Genomic DNA, 16,662 nt, shown 5'->3' with positions numbered 1-16,662 from the left:
TGGATATTTTACTTTAGTTCGCTAATGTAATAAAGTAATATTATTTTATCGCATTTCCCAGGCGAAGGTCAAGAATAAGGAAAAAATCCCGAAAGCTATTGCCCTCGGGATCCTTCTTGGCGCTCCGCCATTTGTGCTGCTGTGTAAATAACCTGCATCGGGTTGCCCCCGACAAATGCTCCAGCCGGCACGTCCTTATGGACAAGCGTTGCAGCTGATACGATTGCCCCGTCTCCAATGCTGATACCCGGCAGGATTGTAGTGTTCGCTCCGATCATGACCCGGTCGCCGATGACGACATCACCCAGTCTGTATTCTTCAATGAGATATTCATGTGCCAGGATAGTGGTATTGTATCCGATCACTGAATTTTTTCCGACTGAAATGCGCTCGGGAAACATGACATCAAGCATAACCATCAAAGCGAACGACGAATGCTCTCCGATTTTCATGCCGAGAAAATTTTTATAGAGCCAATTTTTCATGGGCAGAAACGGTGTGTAACGGGCTGTCTGGATGACGGTGAAGTTTTTTGCAACTTTCCAAAAAGGTACCGTCTTGTATACGTGCCACAATGAATTCGGACCGGTCACATAATGGTGCTCTGTTCTTCTCATACCTTTTCCACTTTCACCAAATCCAACAGGTCGCTGATGTGCTGCAGCATATAATCCGGGTTGAACGTAGAGAGGAATTCTTCGCCTTTGGCCGACCAGGCGACTCCTGCCGTCCGGACACCCGCATTCTTCCCACCTTCTATATCATGGGAATTGTCACCGATCATCAATGATTCTGAAGCACTCGATGCTAATTCCGTCAGCGCTTTTAGTATCGGTTCCGGGTTCGGCTTCGGATGTTCGACATCATCCAGGCTGATAACTGTATCAAACAATTCCGACACACCCATGAGACGTAGGCCATGAAGGATAGTCGTTCTTTTTTTTGTGGATACAATGGCCATCTTCATGCCTCTGTTCTTGAGAAGATATAGTGTTTCTTCCACACCGTCATAAACCGAAACCATCTCATCGTGAAGTGCCAGGTTCAGCTCACGGTATTCTTTGATCAGTTCTTCCGTTCTTGAAGGGGCAATGGATTCGAACGTCTGTTTTAACGAGGGGCCGATAAACTCCATAATGTCTTCTCTTCCATAGCTGTTGGGAAAATGCCTGTCGAGCACCGTTGAAAATGTATGGATGATCAATTCATTGGTATTCAACAGTGTTCCATCAAAATCAAATAAGAGCGTCGTTATGTTTTTATTCATGCAGAGAGCACTTCCTTCCGGTTTTCTTCGGATCTGCGCCATAGATAGGAGATGAATATTGTCAATACCAGCGCAGTAACGATGCGTATTGCCAATAATGGCCATATCGGGATGCCCAGTGGGATGAAAATCAGGGTATCCTCAACAACCGCGTGGCAGGCTACAAGGAAAATAAAGGCAAGCGTCGCATCTTTTTTGCTGACACCGTCTTCCTGCACTGCCTGAATCATTACGCCCGCTCCCATCGCCAGCCCGAAGATCAAGCCGGATGCCAATGTCAGCGAAGCGTTTTTCTGAACCCCAAGCAGGCGCGTCAGTGGACCCATCATATCGGAAATCCGGTTCAGGTATTTCGTATCCTTTAAAATCTGGATGGCCAGCATCAGCGGTATGACGATCATGGCCAGCTGAAGAACACCAAAACCGGCTTTTTCCAGTCCAAGCAGAAAGATCGCCAGCCAGCCTTCCGGTGCAGCAGCCACTTCCGGAGTAAATCCGTACTGTGCGATTTCACTGCCGCCCGACCACACCAGATTGATGATGATGCCGGACAATGCCGCCAGCCCGAAACGGACGACCAGCACCACCCAAAGCTTCACGCCAACTTTCAGCGCTACACCCGTCTCAATAAACATGTTATGCGAAAATGACAGCATAACTGCCAGTATGAACACTTCTTTGACTGTCAATTCGAGCGACAGAATGCCGGCGATTCCGGCATAGAGATTTAACGCATTCCCTAAAACCAGAGGGATTGCCGCATCCCCGCTCAAGCCGAATATCCCCATGACCGGAGCCAGCAGGTCAATTATGAAAGGCAAAACCGGCGTAAATTGCAGCATCGTTACCAAAAGTGTAATCGGAAAAATGATTCTCCCTAAAGACCAGGTGGTTTTGAGGCCTGCTTTCAGGCCATTTTTCAAAGTCGACATTCTTTTATCTCTTCTTTCTATTTGGGAAATACACAAGAGGTTTTATTTCTTTTTTTGTTTCTTTTTTTGTTTCGTCGGTTTGTCCAGATATCTCGGTGGATTCTTTATTGTTGTCCGACGATAGATGATCAGCGTAACAGCGATGATGATCGCAAGGATTGAAACCAGTTGGGCAGCCCGCAGATCTCCCACTACATAAAGGCTGTCTGTCCGCATTCCTTCGATGAAATACCGGCCGACGGAATACCATATCATATAGAAGAAAAACATTTCTCCGCGTACCAGGTTAACTTTGCGCAACAAGAGCAAAATGATGATGCCGACAAGGCTCCAAAGGGATTCATACAGGAAAGTCGGATGATAATAGGCACCGTCTATGTACATATGATTGATAATCCAGTCCGGTATGAAAAGATTTTCGAGAAACGCTCTCGACACTTCTCCGCCATGCGCTTCCTGATTAATGAAATTCCCCCATCGTCCAACTGCCTGGCCGATCAGGATACTCGGCGCCAGAATGTCCGCCACTTTTAAAAATGGTGTATTGCGTCTTTTTGTAAAGATATAGGCCACAATCACAGACATGATCAGCGCTCCGTGGATCGCCAATCCTCCGTTCCAGATTGCAAAGATCTCGCCCGGGTTATCTTTATAATTATCCCACTCAAACATCACATAATAGATTCTTGCCCCGACAATTGCGAGCGGTACTGCCCAGATCAGCAGATCCGTCAAAAATTCCGGATGTAATCCCCTTTTGACCATTTCCTGCTGGCCCACTAAAAAAGCGATTACGATTCCGGTTGCAATAATTACGCCGTACCAATGAACATCAATTGGTCCCAGGCTGAATGCAATCGGATCAATTGACCCTAAAACTGAAATCATTTCTGCACCTTCCATTCCTTTAGTTTGAATCCATAGAGATTACATCGTCCAGGCGTTTCGAAAACTCTTCGGCTGCATTGACGCCCATCCGTTTCAAGCGGTAATTCATGGCAGCAACTTCAATTATAACCGATAAGTTTCGCCCCGGGCGGACCGGAATGGTCAACTTCGTTAAGTCCGTGTCAATGATCCGCATTTTTTCTTCTTCCAATCCCAGTCGATCATACGTCTTCTCGGCATCCCACAGTTCCAGATCGATGACCAATGAAATCCGTTTGAAAGTCCGGACCGCACTCGCACCAAACAATGTCATGATGTCGATAATGCCGACACCCCGAATTTCAAGCAGGTGCTCGATCAATTTTGGTGGATGTCCGACCAGTGTATTCTCCCCTTCCTGATGGATTTCCACGCAATCATCGGCAACAAGGCGATGCCCTTTTTTGACCAGTTCCAATGCCGTCTCACTTTTACCGACGCCGCTTTTTCCTGTTATCAATACGCCGACGCCATAAATATCAACCAGCACACCATGAATTGCTGTAGTCGGCGCCAGTTGACTTTCCAGATAATTTGTCAGCAGACTCGAAAAACGGGTCGTTGACATTTTGGTGCTCATAACCGGGACGTGTCGTCTAGCAGACGCATCGATCAATTCCTGCGGTACTTTCTCGTCATGTGAGACGATGATGGCTGGTGTATCATCGGTACATAACTTCATCATTCGATCTTTCCGGTCTGCGGCATCCAGCATCGCGAAAAATGAAAGTTCGGTCTTTCCAAGCAACTGCACCCGGTTTGCCGGATAATGGGTGAAATAACCTGCCATTTCGAGTCCCGGTCTTGAAATATCGCTGATCGGTATATGACGGCCAATTCCTTCTTCGCCGCTGATCAAGTTCAGTTCAAATGTTTCCATCACCTGTTTTGTTGTTACCTGCCCCATCTTTTTCCCTCATTCCTCATTTGCGAAAACCCTGGAATATCTTGCTTTCCGCTTGTTTTGAAGCATTAATGTTATTATTTTAACATGGAAATTTTCAAATTAAAGCAAATGCAACCTCTTTTCCTTCCCATTCCCCGACAGCCAGGTTTATTGATAAGAACTCTCCTGCAAAAAATCACTGGCTGACGGAAGGATATTATCATTACACACAAATATCCTGTGGTCTATCTGCTAAAATAAAACTAAGAGAAATTACCCGATCCTGCAGTGTTTGATGCCAACACCAATAAAACTGAAAAGAGGGATTTTGGATGTACGAGCAAAAAACAAAAGAAACTGATGCTGATGTCATTGAATTCATAGAGAATGTCGACAACCCTAAAAAGCGTGAAGATGCCTATCGTTTACTCGAAATCTTCGAGACTGCATCCGGTTATCAGGCGAAGATGTGGGGAGCCAGCATCATCGGTTTCGGTTCCTACCATTATATTTACCCGACTGGCCATGAAGGAGACGCTCCGCTGGTCGGATTTTCGCCGCGCAAAGCAAAAATCAGCCTGTATTTCGCGACGGGAGACCAGGCACGGCAGGAATTGCTGAATGATTTCGGCAAACACACTTCCGGCAAGGGCTGCGTCTATATCAATAAAGTCGATGACATTGATGAGGCTGTCCTGATTAAACTCATCCATCGATCAATCAGTTTTTTGCAGGAACTCTATCCCGCTAAACCCGAATGAACAGCAAGCAGTTTCCCTGCTTGCTTTTTTTAACTATTCTTTCATCTTCATCTTTTTTCTCTACATGCGATATGGTACAATTTTACATATAGAGGAAATTCTATTGTATGCAATAGACATTGGGGGAAGCAACATGGAATTAAATCCGTTTTTATCCGTTTGGACGCAGCCGAAAGAAACTGTCCGACAATTTATCAAGCACAATAAACTTGGCTATTCGATGCTTCTCGTCAGCATTGCGGGAATCGGCGGGGTCCTGACAACTTTACAGGATTCCGGTTGGTTCCAGGATCTATCCCTTCCGCTGTGGGTTATTGGGATATTAATTGCCGGAGTCTTCAGCGGATTTCTCAATATGGGCCTGAATTCACTTCTGTATACGGGCATTGGAAAATTATATGGCGGCCATGGCAAGGTGCGCGACATGGCGATTGCCATCGGACCTACAATGGTTCCCCAGATTTTTGTATTGCCGGTAGTGGTAATCTATGTACTGCTTTATGGGGAGCGTTTCTTTGCAGCTCCCGCCGAATTCAGTTTAACTTCGATACCATTAGGTGCGTATTTGCTGTTAACATTGCTGATTGCAATTGCTGCTGTCTGGTCGCTTTTTATTGCTTCAAAAGCCATCGGTGTGGTGCACGGCTTCTCCAGCATGCGTGGCTTTGCGGTGATCATGACACTGGTCGGCATTATGATTGTGCTTTCGATCCTTGTCGGAATCGGCCTTTTCATGTTTCTGATCTGATGCCAATCATTGAACCAAAAAAAGCGGGCGCAATTTATGCGCCTGCTTTTTCATATCTAAAAAATTTTTTCACTTCTCTAATCACTTCGCTTTAGACGGACGCTTTCCGCGGGGAGCGGCCTAAGCCTCCTCGTCCGCTTCGCTACCTGCGGGGTCTTAGGACACGCTCTAGTTCCCGCAGGAGTCGCCGTCTGACGCTTCATTCCAGTTCTCTTTAGAATTGGAGTGTCTTCTTTTAAAAAAACAAATAAGAATAAGCCTCTTTTAGAAGACATTCTGAGATATGGAGCAAAACAGCGAAGACGCCCAGGGGACCAATCGAAGTGCTGAGATCCACTCGGGCGAAGTGAAACGAGCACGAGTTAGCTCAGCGCGAGCCCCCAGGCAAGCGAAGCTGTTTTGCGGAATATCGGTTTACTTGTATCTCTTTCAACAAGCAAAAGCGGACGCAATTTATGCGCCCGCTTTTGTTTGTTTTATTCTACTGTCAGGTAGCGTACCAGGACTGAGCCTGTTTTTGTTTCGCCGTAAACGAGCATTGGTGCCGCAGTCGCTATACCGTCCTCTTTCGAAAAGCGGACAGTTTTCTGCATGAATTGTCCCTGTTCATGGACATGGTCAACATCGGATAATAATACGTCCATTTTGCCGAGATTGGAAGATACCTGCCCTTTCAAAGGCAGATGGGTAGGGATGTATAATTCCACATTCCCCGCCAGCGTCTTCGCTTCCACTTTCCGTGCTTCTTTGCAGCGGGAAGTGACAACAACATTGCCATTCAGCGATTTCGTCTCGATCGTTTGAATATCGCCATCCACATAAATGCGGCCGTTTAATGTTTCGGTTTCGAGCACTTTCCCTTTAACGTCCTGCACCTGAATCGCACCATTTGCAGTTTCCAGTTCCGCATCATCGAATTCACTGTTCTTCAATTCGATTTTGCCGTTTGCTGTTTTCACTTTCAACAGCGACGCATCAATGCGTTTCATCACAAAGCCACCATTGAACAGGCGTACAGTCACCTGATCGAATTGTTTTGCAGGAACATAGAGAACCACGTTCACCTGCGTTGTTTTCAACTCACTGATGATGCGAAGTTTATTGTCATCAGCGATAAAGATGAACTTGTCCATGAAATCGCGGTGTGCCTGTTCAGCCGATTCTGCGCGGTAAGCTTTCACCGTGCATTCAGCGCGCAGCGTGTCGTCCTGGGAAGGATAGATTTCAAGCTGTCCGTTTGCGATATCCGCAATCACAGAAGTGACCTCGACTCCTTCTTCCGTAAAGCTCTCATTGAAGTGATAGGCTTCACCGAACGGAGAATCGAATTCCATCGTTTTTAATTTGCCGACTGAGCTCTGCATGAATTGCATCATCCGGTCGCCAAAGTCATTGATATCGTTTGAAACGTTTTTCGAAAAATCTCTTGATACGTTTTTCGAGATTTTCTTGACCATATCTTCGGGTCTGAAGAATCCGCGTTTTCCGCGTTTGTCACGGCGGGCATTATCTTCCCGATAAGAGGAATCCCGCGATGAACCGCCCCCACCATCAATCGCCTTCAATAGCTCCACTGCTTCACGCGCCGTAATCGTTCCTTTTTCCACCATATCCAATATGCGATCTTTTTCACTTTGCATGTATTGCGGCCTCCTCATCGTTCGTTTATAAAAAAATTATTCTAATTATTGATACGTTCGGTGCTTTAAAAAGTTTCATTTGACTGCTTTTTTTCTGCGGCTTGCCTTGCTCACTTTCGCTTCCATTCTTGCCCGGTCGCGTTCAAGAATCGGCTTCAGGTAGTTCCCGGTATACGAATTTTCGACTTCCGCGATTTCTTCAGGCGTTCCTGTGGCCAGAATCGTACCGCCTTTGTCGCCGCCTTCCGGTCCGAGATCGATAAGATAGTCAGCCGTTTTGATGACATCCAGATTATGTTCAATAGTCAGAACGGTATCTCCGTTGTCCACAATACGCTGGAGCACTTTCAGCAGACGGGAAATGTCATCCGCGTGCAAACCGGTAGTCGGTTCGTCGAGTATATAGAAAGACTTGCCGTCAGAACGTTTATGAAGTTCAGAAGCCAATTTGACCCGCTGCGCCTCACCGCCGGATAAGGTTGTCGCCGGCTGTCCCATCGTAACATAGCCGAGACCGACATCCACAATCGTCTTCAGTTTCCGGTTGATCTTCGGAACATTTTCGAAAAATGCATGGGCATCTTCCACGGTCATCGCCAGAACATCGGCAATGTTCTTGTCTTTGTATTTCACTTCCAATGTTTCCCGGTTGTAGCGCTTGCCGTGGCAAACTTCACAAGGCACGTAGACATCCGGCAGGAAGTGCATTTCTATTTTAATAATACCATCTCCGCGGCAGGCTTCACAGCGACCGCCCTTAACATTGAAACTGAACCGCCCTTTTTGGTATCCACGCACTTTTGCTTCATTTGTTTTGGCGTAAACATCACGGATGTCATCAAAGACGCCGGTATAGGTGGCCGGATTGGACCGCGGTGTGCGCCCAATCGGTGACTGGTCGATTTCAATGACTTTTTCAAGCTTTTCGTATCCTGTTACCGACACGGCTTTGCCCGGTTTAATCTTGGCACGGTTCAATTTGCTGGCGAGCGTCTTATAAAGAATCTCATTGACGAGCGTACTTTTCCCTGAACCTGACACACCAGTCACTGCCGTGAATATGCCGATTGGAATATCGACATCCACACCTTTCAGGTTGTTTTCGCTTGCGCCACGGATCGAGATGGCGCGTTCATCGCGTGCTCTCCGTTCCGCCGGCAGGGGAATGAATTTCTTGCCGCTTAAGTATTGTCCGGTCAGCGATTTTTTGTTTTTCATCACTTTTTCCGGTGTGCCGGCTGCGATGATTTCGCCGCCGTGCACTCCTGCCCCCGGTCCGATGTCAATGAGGTAATCAGCAGCAAGCATCGTGTCTTCATCGTGTTCGACCACGATGAGCGTGTTGCCGATATCGCGCATCCCCTTCAGTGTATTGATCAGCCGGTCATTATCCCGCTGATGGAGCCCGATTGATGGCTCATCCAAAATATAGAGGACGCCTGAAAGACGCGAACCAATTTGGGTAGCGAGACGAATCCGTTGCGCTTCACCACCCGACATCGTTCCGGATGCCCGGTTCAGCGTCAGGTAATCGAGACCTACATTGATGAGGAATCCCAGTCTTTCTTTAATTTCCCGCAGAATCAGCAAAGAAATTTGCATATCTTTTTCCGACAGTTCGAGATTTTTGAAGAAGTCATCCGCTTCCACAATCGAAAATTCCGAAACTTTCCCGATGTGTAGTCCGTTGACTTTCACTGCCAGTGATTCCGGTTTAAGGCGGTGGCCATGGCACGTGGGGCACGACTGCTCCGCCATATATTTTTCCATCTGGTCCCGCGTATAATCCGAAGAAGTTTCCCGGTAGCGACGGTCGACATTCGAAAGAACCCCTTCGAAATTGATATGATTGTCGCGTATTTGGCCGTATTCATTTTGGTAACGGAATCGGATTTTTTCAGTTCCGGCACCCTTTAGAATCATATTTACATGTTCTTCAGGCAATTCGCTGAGTGGGGCGTCCATGTCGATCTTAAAATGTTTGCACAGGGCTTTCAATAATTGCGGATAATATTGAGAGCTGGTGGGTTTCCACGGAGCGACGGCGTGCTCGTTCAATGACAGGCTCCAATCGGGAATCACCAGATCAGGATCCACTTCCAGCTTATGGCCGAGGCCATCACATTCAGGACATGCCCCAAACGGCGAGTTGAACGAGAACATACGGGGTTCCAATTCGCCGATGGAGAATCCGCAGATCGGGCAGGCATGATGTTCGCTGAACAACAGCTCTTCCTGTTCCATGACATCGACCAGCACTCTTCCATCGCTCAAGCGCAGGGCCGATTCGAGTGAATCACTGAGCCTCGGCGCAATCCCCTCTTTCATGACGATACGGTCAATGACCACTTCGATTGAATGTTTTTTGTTTTTATCCAATTCAATATTGTCATCCAGATCGATCAGTTCCCCATTGACCCTTACACGGACATACCCTTGTTTCTTGATATCTTCAAACAACTTGGCGTGTGTCCCTTTTCTGCCCGAGACAAGCGGTGCCAGAATCTGCATTTTAGTGCGTTCCGGATAAACGACCAGCCGGTCCACCATCTGTTCGATCGTCTGGGAGGAAATTTCAATGCCGTGGTTTGGGCAGATCGCTTTGCCGACCCTTGCGTACATCAGACGCATATAATCATAAATCTCCGTAACTGTCGCAACAGTTGAACGCGGGTTTTTACTCGTCGTTTTCTGGTCGATTGAAATCGCCGGTGACAATCCTTCGATCAAATCTACATCGGGCTTGTCCATTTGCCCGAGAAACTGGCGGGCATAGGAAGACAGCGACTCTACATAGCGGCGCTGCCCTTCCGCATAAATCGTATCAAAAGCAAGTGAAGATTTGCCCGAACCCGATAAACCGGTCATGACCACCAGTTTATCCCGTGGTATCGTAATATCAATATTTTTCAAATTATGCGCTCGCGCACCCTGAATCTTGATTTCCTGGTTTCTCAAAATCGATCATCCTTCCGCTTTCAGTTCAAGCACAGTATCCCGCAGTTCTGCTGCCCGTTCGAAATCGAGCGCTTTTGCGGCTTCTTTCATTTCTGTCTCCAATAATGCAATCAGTTTCAGGCGATCTTCTTTTTTGAGCTTTTTGCCTGCTGTCGCTTTTGAAACATATTCTTCCGCTTCTTCCGACGCCACAGTGGCGCGGATGACATCGCGGATTTTCTTTTGTATAGTCATCGGCGTGATGCCATGTTCTTCATTGTATGCAGCCTGGATCGTGCGCCGGCGCGTTGTTTCATCCATCGCCTTTTGCATCGAATCCGTTATTCTGTCAGCGTACATGATAACTTGTCCATTTGCATTCCGTGCGGCTCGGCCCATTGTCTGGATAAGGGCGCGTTCGGAACGCAGGAAGCCTTCCTTATCAGCATCCAGGATCGTCACGAGTGAAACTTCCGGAATATCCAGGCCTTCACGCAGCAAGTTGATGCCGACAAGCACGTCATAGACGCCCATACGCAATTCGCGGATAATTTCAATCCGCTCGAGCGTCTTGATTTCGGAGTGGAGGTAATTCACTTTCACTCCCGCTTCTTTTAGATAAGCGGTCAGGTCTTCCGACATTTTTTTGGTCAATGTCGTCACCAGCACCCGCTCATTCCGTTCTGCGCGCTGGCGGATTTCGTCCATGAGATCATCTATTTGCCCTTCGATTGGACGGATTTCAATGGTTGGATCCAGTAAACCTGTCGGCCGGATGATCTGTTCGATCATTTCCGGTGTATGTTCCAGTTCATAGGGTCCCGGCGTCGCCGAAACAAATACCGCCTGGTCGATATGCTCTTCGAATTCCGTGAAAGTCAGCGGACGGTTGTCCATTGCTGAAGGCAGACGGAAACCATGGTCAACCAGCACTTTCTTTCTTGCCTGGTCGCCATTGAACATGCCGCGAACCTGCGGCAGTGTCACATGGCTTTCATCAACCACCAAGAGGAAATCATCCGGAAAATAATCAATGAGCGTGTAAGGTTGGGCACCTGCCGGGCGCAGGGTGAGGTGGCGGGAGTAGTTTTCGATTCCTGAACAAAATCCCATTTCCCTCATCATTTCGAGATCATAGCGCGTTCTCTGTTCTAAGCGCTGCGCTTCCAGCAGCTTGTCTTCAGCGCGCATTTCTTTTAACCGCTCTTCCAGTTCCGCTTCGATATTTTCAATCGCTTTGACCATTTTCTCTTCGCGCGTCACAAAGTGGGAAGCCGGAAAAATGGCGGCATGGTCCCGCTCGCCGATGATTTCACCGGTCAATGCGTCCACTTCGCGGATCCGGTCAATTTCGTCTCCGAAAAATTCTACACGCAGACATCTCTCGTCCCGAGACGCCGGAAAGATTTCCACGACATCCCCGCGTACCCGGAAAGTGCCTCGGATAAAATTAATGTCATTTCGTTCATATTGAACATCCACGAGTTTTCGCAGGAGCTGATTGCGTTCAATTTCCATCCCTTTACGCAACGAAACCACCAGTTCCCGGTACTCTTTTGGGGAACCGAGTCCGTAAATGCAGGAAACGGAGGCGATAACAATTACATCATCACGCTCAAAAAGCGAAGATGTGGCAGAATGGCGAAGCTTATCGATTTCGTCATTGATGCTTGCATCTTTTTCTATATAAGTGTCGGATTGCGGTACGTATGCTTCCGGCTGATAATAATCGTAATAGCTGACAAAGTACTCCACCGCATTGTCCGGAAAAAATTCTTTGAACTCACTGTAAAGCTGTCCGGCCAGGGTTTTGTTGTGGGCCATAACGAGAGTGGGTTTCTTTACTTGCTGAATGACATTCGACATTGTGTAGGTCTTCCCCGTACCGGTGGCACCCAGCAGGGTCTGGAACCGTTTGCCGTTGATGATTCCTTCCGTCAGTTCGGCGATTGCCTGTGGCTGATCCCCGGCGGGTTCGTATGGAGCTTGCAGATTGAATTCCTGTTTCATGTATAGGCCTCCCGATTTTCAATACCTTTATTTTATCATATGCCCTAAAATTCCACTAACAAAAAGCGAACGTATGTTTTTCGCGGAATTATTTCATGGAAAGAAAAAAAGAACCGCTCCGGAGAGCGGTTCTTTTCTATCAGGATTCTTCAGATTTTAAAGCCTGCAGTTGCTGGCTGTATCGATTGAATGCATTGCGGTCATTAGTGTCCAGGGCTTCATCAATAAGATCCATGAGCTGTTCTTCCTGTTGCGAGCGGTGTACATGCTTGAGGAAAAGATCCAGATAAATCTCATTCAGTAATTTCTCTGCTTCGGAAATTTTCTTTGTTTGAGCCATCGCCTTCATGAAATCAGCATAAGAATAATAGTTTTCCATTCTACCTCACCCCGAATGCTTTTCATTAGTATACATGAAAAATAAAAAAAGAACAATAATTATTTAGAAAATTCAAACGATATTTTAAAAAATTATTTCTAAGATTAAAAACATTGTATATTTTCCAATTATTATTATAATAGGAAGAGTAAAGTAAATTATGGGGGTGTTTTAGCATGGGTCGAAAGAATTATAATCCATTCTCTTATATTATATGCAACAATACATACGCACTCATTCCTCACATCGATGGCTCACGCCTGGTGACGCGGGTGCTCGAAGACCGCAGCGAATTTCTTGTGGAGCAAACCGCCTACAAGACCATCACCGGTTCCTGCTCCTTTTACCGGGGTTCGCTTGAAAGTGCCACACTCTATGCCCAAAAAGCGATAGGAGTGAAGCACAAGCCCCCCATCATCATCGGGGAATATTATGGAAATCCGCTGATTTTCTTTCCCACCCATTCACCGAAAAACAAAGAGTCGGTATGGTTCAATTACGACGCCATCGATTTGATTGAGAGTGATGAAAGTGGAGGAAGTGTCGTCTATCTTGGTAATGGCCAATCCGTCTGCCTGGATGTCTCTGCCATCGCCCTGAGAAACCAGCACTCCTTTGCCGGTTCATTGCGCCGTTATTTCAAAAAAGCGCAGAATCAGCATAAGCAGCAATTGACTTACGTGACAAAGCGCCCGATGCCTATCCGCACAAGGCATCTTTCTGATTAGTTTTTCACCTCTGCCATGGACAGATAGATGCGGATCAGTTCTTCCACCCGGTTACGCAGACGCAGGTTCAAATAGCGCCGGTGGTCTTCATATCCGCCATGATAAAATACATATTCGGTGAAGGTGTCGTCTCCTGCGTTCCGCAGCACTTTCATCTGACGCCTCCGCATATGTATTTTAGTTTCCTTCAATTCCTTCTGCACCTGGCTGATTGCCCCTTCCACCAACTCGAAATAAGGACGCTTCAGTTTGAAGGAACCGCTTTCGAACAGGATCCTGTCGCGCTCCAGTACAGTCAGAACCATGGGCAAATAAATCATTTTTTCAAAATTAACAATCTCATCCTGCGGAATCAAAGGCATATCCTCACCACCTTCACAACTTAGCCCCGATACAGCCCACTGCTATGTGGCTTCGGCAATAAAACATACAAAAAGGAACACTTGTTCTTATTTATAATTGTACTCGCTATTTTCAGAATTGCAATATGCTAAAGAAAAAACCTCTGCGCAAGATGCGCAGAGGTTTTATTTTATGGAACGGTATACGAACAATGATGCCACAAAGGCGCCGGAAGAAACCCATAGATACGGTTCATTTGAAAACCAGACGGCAATAGAGATGCCGGTAAATGACAGGATGCTGAAAATGCCGGCGAACATTCTGCTTTGCAGATCACGCCGATATTCCCGCATACGGCCATCACGGTTTTCCAGATAATTGCGCATCCGTTCAGGTTCTTCAAGATAATTGATGACTTTTTGGGGGAAAACGCGCAACGGTCCGGTCGAATTGAGGACCCAGCGCAATACGTCCCCTCTTCCGAAAACTTTCTGCCCTTCTTTCTGCGAGGAAGCCCATTCCAAAATACGCGGCCGGGCCAGCGCCATCAGGTCAACTTTCGGATTCAGGATATGGAGCACACCGACAAAAATTGAAACAGCGCGGCCAAAAAATGCGAACTCTGAAGGCAGTTGGACAGGTTGGGTGCGGACAATCGTTTGAAGGTCCTTCATCAGCCTTTCAACGACAAAACTGTCCATTTCCATAAATTCATCCGACTCATATGCAGTAACAAGCCGCGCTATGGCATCTTTCAGCACTTCACGGTCAGCATGGGGCAAGAGGAAGCGCAGATCCTCCAGACCATCCAGCACCTGATCGTAATTTTTAAAGATGATGCCTTCGGCTATTCGCAGAATTGCTTGCGAATCCGATTTCCGGATAACTCCGGTCATACCGAAATCAATCAGGACAATCGTCCCGTCTTTTTTCAGAAGGATATTGCCGCCATGCGGATCGGCATGGAATTGCCCGCCGTAGAGGACCTGCTCGAGAAACAGGATGAACAGGCGCTCCGAAATTTCAAAACGGTCAATATCGTGTTTCTCAATAAATGCAAGATCTGTAATCCGCGCACCTTCAATCCAGTCCATGACAAGCACGTGACGGGTCGACAGATCTTCAAAATAGCGCGGAAACTGGATGCCATCCATTTCATCAAAACGTTCGGCGAAGCTGCGGCCATTTACCAGTTCCTGCTGGAAATTCAACTCTGCACCGATGGTTTCGGTCATTTCCAGATATAGTTTCGTGAAATCAATCTGTTTGCTGAAATTGGTGAACTTGCGAGCCAGCCAGATGACAATGCGCACTGCCTGGAAATCTGCACGGAGGATCCGGCCGGTTCCGGGACGCTGCACTTTAATGGCCACCTCAGTCCCGTCTTTCAGCACGCCTTTATAAACTTCTCCTATGGAAGCGGAAGCAATGGCCTCTTCCGAAAGATGCTGCAAATAAGTGCTTTGCGGTGTATTCCATTCCCGCTCCAGAACTGCGACGATTTGTTCGCGTTCCACTGAAGGCACTCTGTCGGTCAGCCCTTCCAGTTCGGCCAGGAAACTTGGAGGCATGATGTCTGCCCGGGTCGACAGGAACTGCCCCAGTTTGATCATCAGTCCGCCCAGTTGGAGAGCGAGAATTTTATATTCCTTGGCCATTTCGGTAACAAGTTTGTTCCACTTTTCTTCAACCAGTGGATTCCAATTGCCGCGGTGACGCTTTTGGAAGAACGTTGCCCGCATAAAAAATTTCACGGCCATAAAAACGATTCGAATAACACGAATAAAAGTAATCTGATTCATAAGCGGGGTCCCTCCTTGAGTTCATTATAGGCACTGATAGCGGAATAGTCCAAAAAGTGGTATGTTTTTAAAGGATGGTAATCAGTCAAAGGGGGATAAAAATGGACACAATTCATTATGAACAAAGAGGGAATCTGGCATTCATTACATTGAACCGCCCGGATGCAATGAATGCATTCAATTACGATATGTTAGCGGAACTCGGCCAGGTGGTTGAGTCGATCCGCATCAATCCGGATATCCGCGTTGTGGTTTTTACCGGCGCTGGCGAAAAGGCATTCAGTGTCGGAGCGGATTTAAAGGAACGGAAAACATTGACAGACCAGCACGTGAAACGAAATATCTATAAAATTGGCGAAGTTTTTTCCACAATCGAGAATCTTCCGCAGCCGACGATCGCCATGATCAACGGCTTTGCTTTCGGTGGCGGCATGGAACTTGCTCTTGCCTGCGATTTTCGGATCGTCTCGGACAATACACTGCTTGGCCTGACCGAAACCAGTCTTGCCATCATCCCTGGCGCTGGTGGAACGCAGCGACTGCCTCGGCTGATTGGTGAAGCGAAAGCGCTGGAACTGATATTGACCGCGCGCCGCCTGAAACCTGCAGAAGCGCTGGACTATGGTTTGGTCACCCGCGTTGCGCCACCGGAAGAATTGGCGCAAGTGACCGGTGAATTTGCCGATATGATGCTTGCAAATGGTCCGATTGCTCTGCAGCAGGCCAAATTCGCCATTAAGAACGGCATGAATGCAGACCTGCAGACAGGGCTGCATATTGAAAGAAAAGCGTACGAATTGACGATTCCAACCGAAGACCGCGTCGAAGCGCTGCTTGCTTTCGGTGAAAAACGCAAACCGGTCTTTAAAGGAAAATAATCGGTGAATTGAAAGAGGCCATCTGACATTCAGATGGCCTCTTTTGACTGTCGAGAAACTACTGACTTCTCCAATCATTTCGCTCTAGGCGGATGCTTTCTTATGCGCAGTCAAGTATTTTTCTCATATTTTATCTCAAAAGTTGATAAAATAAGGCGATGGAACGGTTGCTTTCTGTTCCGGTGCGCGCTTTCCGCGGGCTCACGCCCAAGCCTCCTCGCTCACTCCGTTCCCTGCGGGGTCTCGGTCGACTCACTAATCCGCAGGAGTCGCGCACCTGCACGCCAAGCAACTTGGATATCCCTGAAAATGAGCATGCTTAAAAAACCTGGCGGTTCCTTTTTTTTCACCAGGTCGTCTGTGTTATAGTGAAAGAGAAATGGATCTACGAAGCCTTGCCGGATTCGTAATGAAAGAGAAGTCCG

16 protein-coding genes are annotated in these 16,662 nt (G+C 47.3%); 4 read left to right on the top strand and 12 right to left on the bottom strand.

Annotated features, from left to right (window positions below; translation table 11 throughout):
• Positions 1-95: 95 nt before the first annotated feature.
• The 5 genes from DIJ65_RS09725 to hprK are packed head-to-tail and all read right to left on the bottom strand — an operon-like array spanning position 96 to position 4,033.
• Positions 96-617 (bottom strand): acyltransferase, encoded by a 522-nt coding sequence (locus tag DIJ65_RS09725; RefSeq protein WP_117301843.1) that lies wholly within the window; start codon positions 615-617, stop codon positions 96-98.
• Positions 614-1,267 carry a pyrophosphatase PpaX gene (ppaX, locus tag DIJ65_RS09720; RefSeq protein ID WP_117301845.1) on the bottom strand — a complete coding sequence of 218 codons (654 nt, stop codon included), beginning with the start codon at positions 1,265-1,267 and terminating at the stop codon, positions 614-616. Before ppaX ends, DIJ65_RS09725 begins: the two co-directional genes overlap by 4 nt.
• Positions 1,264-2,199 (bottom strand): nucleoside recognition domain-containing protein, encoded by a 936-nt coding sequence (locus DIJ65_RS09715; protein WP_117301847.1) that lies wholly within the window; start codon positions 2,197-2,199, stop codon positions 1,264-1,266. The genes ppaX and DIJ65_RS09715 overlap by 4 nt, the downstream gene beginning before the upstream one ends.
• A gap of 42 nt (positions 2,200-2,241) precedes the next feature.
• Positions 2,242-3,087, bottom strand: a complete 846-nt coding sequence (gene lgt, locus DIJ65_RS09710) for a prolipoprotein diacylglyceryl transferase (protein ID WP_117301848.1) — start codon at positions 3,085-3,087, stop codon at positions 2,242-2,244.
• Between the two features lie 19 nt (positions 3,088-3,106).
• Positions 3,107-4,033 carry an HPr(Ser) kinase/phosphatase gene (hprK, locus tag DIJ65_RS09705; protein ID WP_117301850.1) on the bottom strand — a complete coding sequence of 309 codons (927 nt, stop codon included), beginning with the start codon at positions 4,031-4,033 and terminating at the stop codon, positions 3,107-3,109.
• Positions 4,034-4,344: 311 nt separating this feature from the next.
• On the opposite strand from hprK, the gene DIJ65_RS09700 reads away from it, so the two are divergent.
• The gene (locus DIJ65_RS09700; protein WP_117301852.1) at positions 4,345-4,773 is read left to right on the top strand and encodes a DUF1801 domain-containing protein; all 429 of its coding nucleotides are present in this window, start codon (positions 4,345-4,347) and stop codon (positions 4,771-4,773) included.
• A gap of 133 nt (positions 4,774-4,906) precedes the next feature.
• Complete coding sequence (locus DIJ65_RS09695; protein WP_185959536.1) at positions 4,907-5,521, top strand: YIP1 family protein; 615 nt, start codon at positions 4,907-4,909, stop codon at positions 5,519-5,521.
• 476 nt (positions 5,522-5,997) lie between these two features.
• Here the strand turns inward: DIJ65_RS09695 and DIJ65_RS09690 are convergent, their stop codons facing one another.
• From DIJ65_RS09690 to DIJ65_RS09675, 4 genes are all read right to left on the bottom strand, one after another.
• Positions 5,998-7,161, bottom strand: coding sequence for a DUF4097 family beta strand repeat-containing protein (locus DIJ65_RS09690; RefSeq protein ID WP_117301856.1), 1,164 nt, complete (start codon positions 7,159-7,161; stop codon positions 5,998-6,000).
• Between the two features lie 75 nt (positions 7,162-7,236).
• The gene (gene uvrA / locus DIJ65_RS09685) at positions 7,237-10,119 is read right to left on the bottom strand and encodes an excinuclease ABC subunit UvrA (protein WP_117301858.1); all 2,883 of its coding nucleotides are present in this window, start codon (positions 10,117-10,119) and stop codon (positions 7,237-7,239) included.
• A 6-nt stretch (positions 10,120-10,125) separates the two neighbouring features.
• A complete protein-coding gene (uvrB, locus tag DIJ65_RS09680; protein WP_117301860.1) occupies positions 10,126-12,108 on the bottom strand; it encodes an excinuclease ABC subunit UvrB in 1,983 nt (660 codons plus the stop codon).
• 139 nt (positions 12,109-12,247) lie between these two features.
• Entirely contained in the window at positions 12,248-12,487 is a 240-nt protein-coding gene (locus tag DIJ65_RS09675; RefSeq protein WP_117301862.1) for an IDEAL domain-containing protein, read from the bottom strand.
• Positions 12,488-12,663: 176 nt separating this feature from the next.
• Here DIJ65_RS09675 and DIJ65_RS09670 point away from each other — a divergent pair, with 176 nt between their 5' ends.
• Entirely contained in the window at positions 12,664-13,215 is a 552-nt protein-coding gene (locus tag DIJ65_RS09670) for a competence protein ComK (RefSeq protein WP_117301864.1), read from the top strand.
• Here the strand turns inward: DIJ65_RS09670 and DIJ65_RS09665 are convergent.
• Entirely contained in the window at positions 13,212-13,577 is a 366-nt protein-coding gene (locus tag DIJ65_RS09665) for a YhjD family protein (RefSeq protein WP_117301866.1), read from the bottom strand. The genes DIJ65_RS09670 and DIJ65_RS09665 overlap by 4 nt on opposite strands.
• A 165-nt stretch (positions 13,578-13,742) precedes the next feature.
• Positions 13,743-15,359, bottom strand: coding sequence for an ABC1 kinase family protein (locus DIJ65_RS09660; RefSeq protein WP_117301867.1), 1,617 nt, complete (start codon positions 15,357-15,359; stop codon positions 13,743-13,745).
• 101 nt (positions 15,360-15,460) lie between these two features.
• On the opposite strand from DIJ65_RS09660, the gene DIJ65_RS09655 reads away from it, so the two are divergent.
• Positions 15,461-16,237, top strand: a complete 777-nt coding sequence (locus DIJ65_RS09655) for an enoyl-CoA hydratase-related protein (protein ID WP_117301869.1) — start codon at positions 15,461-15,463, stop codon at positions 16,235-16,237.
• Between the two features lie 221 nt (positions 16,238-16,458).
• On the opposite strand, the gene DIJ65_RS16405 is transcribed toward DIJ65_RS09655, so the two are convergent.
• Positions 16,459-16,662 (bottom strand): hypothetical protein (locus tag DIJ65_RS16405; protein ID WP_221930620.1); only part of this gene is annotated, 204 nt, incomplete at its 5' end.

This window comes from Planococcus salinarum, from assembly GCF_007004625.1.
Classification (GTDB): domain Bacteria; phylum Bacillota; class Bacilli; order Bacillales_A; family Planococcaceae; genus Planococcus; species Planococcus salinarum.
Note: the sequence above shows the minus strand (reverse complement) of the source record. Positions and strands in the feature narration are given on the sequence as shown.

What these genes read in the sequence shown, in the direction of transcription:
- DIJ65_RS09725 (WP_117301843.1), bottom strand. Translation starts at nt 617, where the DNA reads ATGAGAAGAACAGAGCACCATTATGTGACCGGTCCGAATTCATTGTGG.
- ppaX (WP_117301845.1), bottom strand. Translation starts at nt 1,267, where the DNA reads ATGAATAAAAACATAACGACGCTCTTATTTGATTTTGATGGAACACTG.
- DIJ65_RS09715 (WP_117301847.1), bottom strand. Translation starts at nt 2,199, where the DNA reads ATGTCGACTTTGAAAAATGGCCTGAAAGCAGGCCTCAAAACCACCTGG.
- lgt (WP_117301848.1), bottom strand. Translation starts at nt 3,087, where the DNA reads ATGATTTCAGTTTTAGGGTCAATTGATCCGATTGCATTCAGCCTGGGA.
- hprK (WP_117301850.1), bottom strand. Translation starts at nt 4,033, where the DNA reads ATGGGGCAGGTAACAACAAAACAGGTGATGGAAACATTTGAACTGAAC.
- DIJ65_RS09700 (WP_117301852.1), top strand. Translation starts at nt 4,345, where the DNA reads ATGTACGAGCAAAAAACAAAAGAAACTGATGCTGATGTCATTGAATTC.
- DIJ65_RS09695 (WP_185959536.1), top strand. Translation starts at nt 4,907, where the DNA reads ATGGAATTAAATCCGTTTTTATCCGTTTGGACGCAGCCGAAAGAAACT.
- DIJ65_RS09690 (WP_117301856.1), bottom strand. Translation starts at nt 7,161, where the DNA reads ATGCAAAGTGAAAAAGATCGCATATTGGATATGGTGGAAAAAGGAACG.
- uvrB (WP_117301860.1), bottom strand. Translation starts at nt 12,108, where the DNA reads ATGAAACAGGAATTCAATCTGCAAGCTCCATACGAACCCGCCGGGGAT.
- DIJ65_RS09675 (WP_117301862.1), bottom strand. Translation starts at nt 12,487, where the DNA reads ATGGAAAACTATTATTCTTATGCTGATTTCATGAAGGCGATGGCTCAA.
- DIJ65_RS09670 (WP_117301864.1), top strand. Translation starts at nt 12,664, where the DNA reads ATGGGTCGAAAGAATTATAATCCATTCTCTTATATTATATGCAACAAT.
- DIJ65_RS09665 (WP_117301866.1), bottom strand. Translation starts at nt 13,577, where the DNA reads ATGCCTTTGATTCCGCAGGATGAGATTGTTAATTTTGAAAAAATGATT.
- DIJ65_RS09660 (WP_117301867.1), bottom strand. Translation starts at nt 15,359, where the DNA reads ATGAATCAGATTACTTTTATTCGTGTTATTCGAATCGTTTTTATGGCC.
- DIJ65_RS09655 (WP_117301869.1), top strand. Translation starts at nt 15,461, where the DNA reads ATGGACACAATTCATTATGAACAAAGAGGGAATCTGGCATTCATTACA.